Raw genomic sequence first — 7923 nt, forward strand, 5'->3', positions numbered from 1 at the left:
CGCTGCCGGGTCGCTCGGCATGCTCGCGTTGGGCACCGGTGGCCTGGAGGTCGCGCTCTCCATGGCCGGACGGCCCCTGCACGTGACCATGCCGGAGATCTGGGGCATCCGCCTGACCGGCCACCTGTCGGAGTGGGTGAGCGCCAAGGACGTGGTGCTGGAGATGTTGCGACGGCACGGCGTCAAGGGGGCGGTCAACCGGATCCTGGAGTACCACGGCCCGGGCCTGGCGGGTCTGACCGCCATGGACCGGCACGTCATCGCGAACATGGGCGCCGAGCTCGGCGCGACCACATCCGTCTTCCCCTCGGACTCCCCAGTGCGCGACTTCCTGCGCGCCGAGGACCGCGAAACGGACTTCCGCGAGCTCGCCTCCGAGCCGGACGCCGTCTACGACCTCACCGACGAGATCGATCTCTCCACACTCGAAACTCGAACCGCTCATCGCCCGCCCCACCTCGCCCGGCAATGTCGTCCCAGTACGCGAGGTCACGGGCGAGCCCATCGGGCAGGCAGTCATCGGCTCCTCCGCCAATCCGGGGCTGCGCGACTTCGCCATCGACGCGGCCATCGTCACCGGCCGCCAGACCGACCCCGCCGTCAGCTTCGACGTCAACCCCACCTCCCGCGAGATCCTCGCCGACCTCACCAAGATGGGTTCCACCTTCGCCCTGATCGCCGCCGGTGCCCGTATCCTGTGGGGCTCGTAAAGTCATCGCTGCGGCTCAAGCCGTGTATCGGTACTCGTTGATGGCCCCGCCGAGGACGCGGGTGCGCAGCAGCCCGCGGGGCACGCGATCGTGCCATACCGCCGGCTGTTCTTGGGCTTCGGGTGGTCGGCGGTCTCGTGAGCGGTGTGGCCGATGCGTGTGGTAGTGCTCCTGGTACTTGGTGAGGACCTGGTGGGCGTGGGCTTGGTTCACGATCGGGAGGTGGTCGAGGACCTCGCGCCGGATCGTGCCGCTCATCCGCTCGCCGTGGGCGTTCCTGCGCGGCGCCGGTGGCGCGCTGGGCAGCAGGTCCCTGGCTTCGGCCGCGAGGACGGCGTCGCAGGAGTCGGCGTCCCTGCTGTCGCGGGGAAGAAAGCGGAGCGACTCGACGCGCACGCCGGGGCCGGCAATCGGATGGCGGGCCTGCCGGGTCGCCCGCTGCGTGGTGGGGCGGGCGGTGATGCCGGGGATGGGGAGCCGGCGGGTGCCGTGTTCGCCGAACGCCGGCGCGTGCGGCCGCCTGCCGGTGATCGTGTCGACGGGGAAGAAGTCCGCCGCGGTGATCCCCCCGGCCCGAGTGGTGAGGAATGCGCGCCGGCTCGGGCCGGTGCGGCGCGAGGCCGCGGCCCGGCCGCGTGCGGGATTGCCCGGACCGGGGACGGTGCGCTCGGCTGCCCCGGCCGGGCCGGCTCCCCCTGGATCCGCCGGCGGCCCCACCGCGGGTTCTGCTGTGCCAGATGCAGAACCAGCCTCTGGAGCGCGGCGGCCGGTGCGGCGTCGGTCGGCGTGGTCCCACTGCCTGGCGCTCGGCCTGCGGTGCCGGGCCGGCAGCGTCCCCGGCGCGACCGGGAAGACACCGCGCTGGCGCGGCCGGCCGGAACCGGTCCGCGGGCTCGTGGCGGACCGGTCCGGCGAGCTGGCCGTCGCGGCACCGCGTTCTCGTGCCGCGGCGCCAGCGGTTCGGCGTCCTGGGCCGTGTCCCGGCGCGGCGGGACCGCGGGCACGGACACACCGCCCGGGGGGCCCGGTACCGCAGCGGGATGCTCCCTGGGGCGGCCTCCCGGCCCCCGCCGAGGGGTCGTGCACGCGGGCTCCCGCTTGCAGCGATGATTTTACGAGCCCCACAGGCTCACCGTGCCGCACATCCTCACCACGATCCTGACCCAGGTGGCGGTCGCCCTGCTCGAGGCCGCAGTGGTCCGACTGGCCGTCCAGCTCTGGAAGACCTTCGGCACGAGCGGGCACCCGGCGGCCGCACACGCCTGAGCGGCCGCACGCGCCCGAGCGACCCCGAACCAGCCTGCCCGAATTATCCGTTCAGACGGGTTTATTCGCGTGCATTGATGGAAGGCGGCCAGGAAGAGCCCTCGCCACTCACGCCGCACGGCAGGAGAGGACGGAGATGACTTCCCCAGGTCCACAGACCCAGCCACCGCAGCAGCCGGCCCCGCCCCAGGCCGGGACCCAGACCGCGGAGACCCCCGCTCCGGAACCACAGCAGCCCCCGRCGGAGCMCCCCGAGGAGAAGCGGACGGGCGGCAAGCTGCTGCACCTGCAYACCGCGCACGCCCGGGTTCCGATCCCCTACGTSACCCCGGGCGACATGTTCTCCACCGCCCGCCCGGCCACGTCCATCCTCCCCTCGCCCCGCAAGCTGGCCTTCTACGGCCTCCTCGGCGCCATGGCCGTGGTCGAGGCCGTGGAGTGGCCGATCGCGGTCGCCGTCGGCGCCGCCACCGAAGTGATCACCCGTGAGCAGGCCGCACGCCAGCGCGCCGAACACCAGCACATCGAGCGGGACCGCGCCGCACGCGAACAGGGCCGGCAGGTCGCCACCGAGCGGACAGAGCCCGGGGGGCCCGCGCAGCCAGCGATGGCATGACACGTTCCCTGCGGGCGGTCGCCCTCGGCGGCTGGCGGCAGTGCCGGCCCCGGCGCACGCCGGGGCCGGCGGGGTTTCGGCCTGCGGTGCCCCCGCAAAGGGACTAGCGTGATCCACAGAGCAGTCGTGGTTCCGAAGTCGTTCGCCCGCGGTCACCTTGCCCGCGGGCGCATTGCTGTGCAGCCCGCTCCGGACCAGGCGATCACCTCCGGACCCGCGGCACCGTGCGGGCCCGAACCCCTCGAAGGAGACAGGCATGGCCARSGGCACCGTGAAGTGGTTCAACGCGGAGAAGGGCTTCGGCTTCATCGCGCAGGAGGGCGGCGGCCCGGACGTCTTCGCCCACTACTCCAACATCACCGGGCAGGGCTACCGCGAACTGCGGGAGGGCCAGCACGTGGAGTTCGACCTCACCCAGGGCCMGAAGGGCCCCCAGGCGGAGAACATCCGCGTCGTCTGACCCAGCGCCCGAACAGGCCCGGCACCCCCGCGGTGCCGGGCCTTTGTGTCGGGCCGCGCTCACCCCGACGCCGAGCGCACCGCCCCCGCCCCGATGCTGCCGGCCCGCTCCCGCCACGCCTCCGTCCGCTCCCGGGAGCGGTACGTCCGCCCCGGCGCCGACGCGGCCGCCGCCCACGGCGCCGCCCCCGACCCGGCCGCCCGCCGGAGGGGCCGACCGCGGTCTACCTCAACCAGTCCTTGACGGACGCCCCCGAGCCGGTGCTCAGAACTGGGCGTCGCTGCGGACGGTCGCCTTCAGCGGCTGGCGGCAGTGCCGGCCCCGGTGCTGTCACGTTGGCTGACCAGGTGGGATGATCTTCGGGTTGGTCATGGTGGAGGGGGACCGTCCGTGGACAGCGCGTCGCCGTCGTACCAGGGGCACCGGTACCCGGCCGAGGTGATCTCCCACTGCGTGTGGCGGTGCTCCCGCTTCCCGCTCAGCTTCCGCGAGGTGGAGAAGCTGATGCTGCAGCGCGGTGTGCTCGTCTCCTATGAGACGGTCCGCCGCTGGTGTCTGAAGTTCGGGCAGGCCTACGCGAACGGACTGCGCCGCCGCCGGGCCCGGCCCGGGGACAAGTGGTATCCGGACGAGGTGCTCATCAAGATCAATGGCGAGTTGAAGCACCTGTGGCGGGCCGTCGACCAGGACGGGATGGTGCTGGACATTCTCGTGCAGGACCGCCGGGGCACCGCCGCGGCCAGGCGCTTCTTCCGCACACTGCTCAAGAAGACCTGCTCGGTGCCGCGGGGGCTCGCCACCGACAGGCTCCGCTCCTACGGCGCGGCCCACCGCGAGGTGATGCCCTCGGTCGAGCACCGCTGTCACCAGGGCCTGAACAACCGGGCCGAGAACAGTCACCAGCCGACGAGGCAGCGCGAACGCACGATGAAGGGCTTCCGCAGCGTGGGTGGGGCCCAGCGGTTCCTGACCGCGGCCGGCGGCATCTCACCCCACGTCCGGCCCCGCCGCCACCGGATGACCGCCACCGAATACCGCGCCGGGATGACCACCCGCTTCGCGATCTGGGACCAGGTCACTGGCGTCGCCGGCCTGCCTGCCGCGGCCTGAGCACAAAAGCCGGAACCCGGCCCGACCACCCCCGACACACCGTCAGGCACTCACACACCCAACAACCTGACAGCGCCGCACGAGGTGATCGGAACGGTGGAGCCGGCCAAGCGCGATTATCTGCCGCACATCCCCATCGTCGAAGCGGGTCTCGACGCCGAAGCCGCACAGACGTCGCTGGACCGCTTGGCGGAAGGCGGCGTGCCGGGCCGGATGGTGCTGCGCTCCGGGGCGGAGGTTACCGGATGAGGGCGCGCTCGGCCCGCGCCCTGCGTCGCCGTGCCGCGCTCCCTGCCGCTGCTCCGTTTCGTCACAGACTCCACCAATGCGCCGGAATACGATGAAAGAGGTCACCGGACATACCTCCGTCACGCTACGCAAGCGTAACGAATCGGTCCCGTGCAGCGCCGCTGCTCCCGAGGGGCGTACCGCGCTCCCTCCGCCCACACGAAGGAGTTGCCATGGCCTCCGAGCGTTTCCAGAAGGCACTGGACAAGATGATGGAGTACCAGCCCAAGGACAACCCCGACATCGCGTCGCACCCGAAGCTCATCGAGTACTACGAGGAACTCGCGCCCGACCTGCCGAACCTGATCGTCGAATTCCCGTTCGGTGACATTTATTCCCGGACGGCCCTGGACAAGAAGCAGCAGGCGCTGGTCACCATCTCGGGGCTGACGGCGTTCGGCACCGAGCCGCAGCTCGAGTTGCACGTCGATATCGGCTTCAACGTCGGCCTCACCAAGGAGCAGGTCGTCGGGGCGATCATCCACCTGATTCCCTACGTCGGCTACCCGAAGTGCCTGAATGCCCTGACGCTCGTCAAGAAGGTGCTCGCCGAGCGCGGCGACGTCGAGTAGGCCATGGCGGCATCCCGGGATTGATCGCGCGTCACAAAGGAGCTCGTCATGCATCTGGTGATCGGCCTCGGGCCGATTGGCGGAAACATCGGCAGGCGCGCGATCTTGGTGGCTAATCCCAACGCTCATGCGGCGAGGCGGAGTTGGAGTCTGGCGAGGTGGCTGTGGTTGACGCGGTCGAGGGGGTGGCCGTTCCACCAGGCGTTGAGTCGGATGAGGTTCAGGGCGGCGGCGCTGGTGGTGTGGTCGAGGTGGGTCTTCGCGAGGCCGCGGTAGCGGGCTCGGCGTAGGCCGGTGGTGTGGGTGGCTTGCCGGATAGTTCCCTCAACCCCGGCCCGCAGGGCGTAGTCGCGTTGCCAGGTGCCGTCCCGCTGCTGGGCGCGGGCGGCGCGGATGGCCTCGGTGAGCTCACGGGGCGTTGTCACGTGGGCTGACCGGCCTGGGATGATCTCGTGGTTGGCCGTGGCCGGGGACCTCGACGTGTGCACCGCCCCCACCGTCCGCGACGCCGTGAGCCGTCACGAGCGGGTGGAGGTGGACTGCGCCGGACTGTCCTTCTGCGACTGCTCCGGACTGTCCGCGCTGCTGGCCGCCGCCCGCGCGGCGAAGGCCGCCGGGGCCGAGTTGCGGTTGTGCGCGGTCCCGCACGTCCTGGCCCGGCTGCTGCGGCTCTCCCACACCGGCAGCGCCTTCACGATCGAGCAGCCGAGCGTACGGTGAGGCCGTGGCCGGCCCCGGCGTGCGCCGGGGCCGGCCACGGCCGCAAGCCGCTGAAGGCGACCGCCCGCAGTGACGCCCAGTCCTGCTCGAAGGCGTGCGCCCAGGCAGAACGCCGGTGGCGGCGCCACTACGCGAAGGCCGTCGAGTTCGGCTTCCTCCTCATCGCGGGCCGCACGGCCGAGGCCTCCCGGCGCTGCCGGGCCTGCGGGCGCCGGTCGTCCCCGGCCACGGCCACCGCCGCGCCGCAAGATTCTGCCGGCCTGCGTGCCGGCAGGCCACCTGCCGGGCCCGGCGGGCGCAGTCCCTGCGCGAAGCCGTAACGCCCGCCGCCGATGTGGAGCCTTCCGGAAGCCATTACACGCCGCCGACCAGCAGAGATAAGCCCCGGCTCGGGGGGCGTCCGTCGAGGGCTGGCGGCAGGGGACCGCGGCCGGCCCCTCCGGCGGGCGGCCGGGCCGGAGGCGGCGCCGCGGGCGGCGACCGCGTCGACGCCGGGGCGGGCGTACCGCTCCAGAAAGCGGACTCGGGCCGGCCGGCGACCGGCTCCAGGACCCCCACCGCGGAATTGTCTGATCAGCAGCGCCCCTGATCCCTTCGGGCGACTCCACTCCACAGCCTGCGTGCCTGATCAGTGGGGTGCTCGTGGTTCCCGCCAGGATGACCGGCATGGGCCACTGGGTGTACGAGTTCACGGGGTGCCCCGACTCGGGGGACTACCGGCAGATCGCGGATGATGAAGCGCCGGGCGCTGTGGTGCTGCGTGAGCGCCCGAGCGGTCTTGGCATCGTGGACGGGTTCGTACGGGAGAGCGTCGACGACCTGCTGAGGGTGGCCCGCTTCCGGTGGGTGACCGGCGGAGACCCGTCCACGGTGGCACCGGCGGTGCTGCAGGTGTCCGGGCCTTCGCCCCTCGCGCGGCGGGATGCGCGGCCAGTGCGTACGGGCAGCGAGCTGGACACCAGCGATTGCGCGTGAGGAGCTTTTCGAGCCCGCGTCCGAGGCTGCCGTCGTGACTGGGCGCGACGGTCATCGCGCACAGCCATTCTCCTGCTCCTCCGTGGCGGGTTCTTCGGCCCCGGTCTCCTCGGCCGCGGTGGTCGCGGGCTCTTCGGTGCGATCTCTCGGTTTCGGGACTGTCAACGGACACGCTGAGAAGGGGCAGCACTTCGACAGCAGCGCGGGAGGCGGTTGAGCACTGCGCTGGGTTCGGATTCTGCACGAGTTTGGGTTCCGGCTCGCTTTCCGTGAACGGGACACCCTGGGTAAGGGAGTGTCGTCAAAGTGACACACCCCTGTCCCGCGGGGACGCCGGACGCGCGGTCGGCGGGCCCGGACGGCCGCGCGACGCAGGGGGCGAAAGGCTTGCGACGGCCCCGGGCTGGGCACCCGGAGCCCCGGAGCCGCGAGGGTCCCCGGCGGGACGCGGACCCGACGGCCCAGCGAGCACCCGGGCAGGGAAAGAACGTGACGTTGCGCATCGGGGCGGAGGAAGAGTTCCACGTGCTGGACGCGGAGAGCGGCCGGCTGGTGCCGCGCGCCCGCGCCGTGCTGGACCGGCTGGACGGGCCCGGGTTCACCACCGAGCTGCAGCAGTCGGCGGTGGAGAGCAACAGCGGCGTCCACCACACCCTCGAGGCCCTCCACGCGGACCTGGCCGGCTCCCGGCGCCGGCTGGACGCGGCGGCCTCCTCGCTGGGCCTGGCGCCGGTGGCCGCCGGCACCGTGCCGCTGGCCCGGCCGAGCCCCCGCACGGTCACCGCCAAGCGCCGCTACCGGCGCATGGCCGACGAGTACCGCAGGGTCGCCGACGAGCAGCTCGTCTGCAGCGCGCAGGTGCACGTCGACGTGCCCGACCGGGACACCGCGGTGCGCGCCCTGTGCCTGGTCTCGCCCTGGCTGCCGCCGCTGCTGGCGCTGTCCGCCAGCTCACCGTTCTGGCTCGGCGCGGACACCGGCTACGCGAGCTGGCGCACGATGCTGTGGCAGCGCTGGCCCACCGCCGGGCCGGCCGGCCACTACCCGGACGCCGCCGGCTACGACGCGGCGCTCAGGGAGCTGATCGGCTCGGGTGTCATCAGCGACCCCGGCATGGACTACCACGACGTGCGGCCCTCCGCGCACCAGCGCACGCTGGAGCTGCGGATCTGCGACGCCTGTCCGCGGGTGGAGACGGTGGTGCTG

The 7923-nt window shown here is 72.5% G+C and carries 12 protein-coding genes; 10 read left to right on the top strand and 2 right to left on the bottom strand.

Features of this window, described 5'->3' with window-relative positions; genetic code table 11:
• Positions 1-751: aconitase family protein (locus DIZ27_RS44020; RefSeq protein WP_258308906.1), on the top strand; the 751-nt coding region annotated here is incomplete at its 5' end.
• Here DIZ27_RS44020 and DIZ27_RS44025 read toward each other — a convergent pair.
• The gene (locus DIZ27_RS44025; RefSeq protein WP_258308907.1) at positions 726-1427 is read right to left on the bottom strand and encodes a transposase; all 702 of its coding nucleotides are present in this window, start codon (positions 1425-1427) and stop codon (positions 726-728) included. The two genes, DIZ27_RS44020 and DIZ27_RS44025, sit on opposite strands and share 26 nt — an antisense overlap.
• A gap of 417 nt (positions 1428-1844) precedes the next feature.
• Between DIZ27_RS44025 and DIZ27_RS48310 the strand changes: the two genes are divergently transcribed.
• The 6 genes from DIZ27_RS48310 to DIZ27_RS44045 all read left to right on the top strand — a co-directional run bounded on the left by DIZ27_RS48310 (position 1845) and on the right by DIZ27_RS44045 (position 5022).
• The gene (locus DIZ27_RS48310; protein ID WP_258308908.1) at positions 1845-1976 is read left to right on the top strand and encodes a hypothetical protein; all 132 of its coding nucleotides are present in this window, start codon (positions 1845-1847) and stop codon (positions 1974-1976) included.
• A 136-nt stretch (positions 1977-2112) separates the two neighbouring features.
• On the top strand, positions 2113-2592 hold the full coding sequence (locus DIZ27_RS44030) for a hypothetical protein (RefSeq protein WP_109383861.1): 480 nt from the start codon (positions 2113-2115) through the stop codon (positions 2590-2592).
• Between the two features lie 256 nt (positions 2593-2848).
• Positions 2849-3052 carry a cold-shock protein gene (locus tag DIZ27_RS44035; protein ID WP_109383862.1) on the top strand — a complete coding sequence of 68 codons (204 nt, stop codon included), beginning with the start codon at positions 2849-2851 and terminating at the stop codon, positions 3050-3052.
• 390 nt (positions 3053-3442) lie between these two features.
• On the top strand, positions 3443-4162 hold the full coding sequence (locus DIZ27_RS44040; RefSeq protein WP_109383863.1) for an IS6 family transposase: 720 nt from the start codon (positions 3443-3445) through the stop codon (positions 4160-4162).
• A gap of 96 nt (positions 4163-4258) precedes the next feature.
• Positions 4259-4411, top strand: coding sequence for a hypothetical protein (locus tag DIZ27_RS46435; RefSeq protein WP_181384029.1), 153 nt, complete (start codon positions 4259-4261; stop codon positions 4409-4411).
• Between the two features lie 212 nt (positions 4412-4623).
• Complete coding sequence (locus tag DIZ27_RS44045) at positions 4624-5022, top strand: carboxymuconolactone decarboxylase family protein (RefSeq protein ID WP_109383864.1); 399 nt, start codon at positions 4624-4626, stop codon at positions 5020-5022.
• Between the two features lie 125 nt (positions 5023-5147).
• Here the strand turns inward: DIZ27_RS44045 and DIZ27_RS44050 are convergent, their stop codons facing one another.
• Complete coding sequence (locus tag DIZ27_RS44050; RefSeq protein WP_181384030.1) at positions 5148-5447, bottom strand: transposase; 300 nt, start codon at positions 5445-5447, stop codon at positions 5148-5150.
• Between the two features lie 19 nt (positions 5448-5466).
• On the opposite strand from DIZ27_RS44050, the gene DIZ27_RS44055 reads away from it, so the two are divergent.
• The 3 genes from DIZ27_RS44055 to DIZ27_RS44075 all read left to right on the top strand — a co-directional run.
• Positions 5467-5742 carry an STAS domain-containing protein gene (locus DIZ27_RS44055; RefSeq protein ID WP_181384031.1) on the top strand — a complete coding sequence of 92 codons (276 nt, stop codon included), beginning with the start codon at positions 5467-5469 and terminating at the stop codon, positions 5740-5742.
• Positions 5743-6408: 666 nt separating this feature from the next.
• A complete protein-coding gene (locus DIZ27_RS44070; protein ID WP_146229152.1) occupies positions 6409-6717 on the top strand; it encodes a hypothetical protein in 309 nt (102 codons plus the stop codon).
• Positions 6718-7206: 489 nt separating this feature from the next.
• Positions 7207-7923, top strand: a 717-nt coding sequence (locus DIZ27_RS44075; RefSeq protein WP_146229153.1) for a YbdK family carboxylate-amine ligase, incomplete at its 3' end; no start/stop codon positions are given.

It is taken from the genome of Streptomyces sp. NWU339 (assembly GCF_003143855.1).
Classification (GTDB): Bacteria; Actinomycetota; Actinomycetes; order Streptomycetales; family Streptomycetaceae; genus Streptomyces.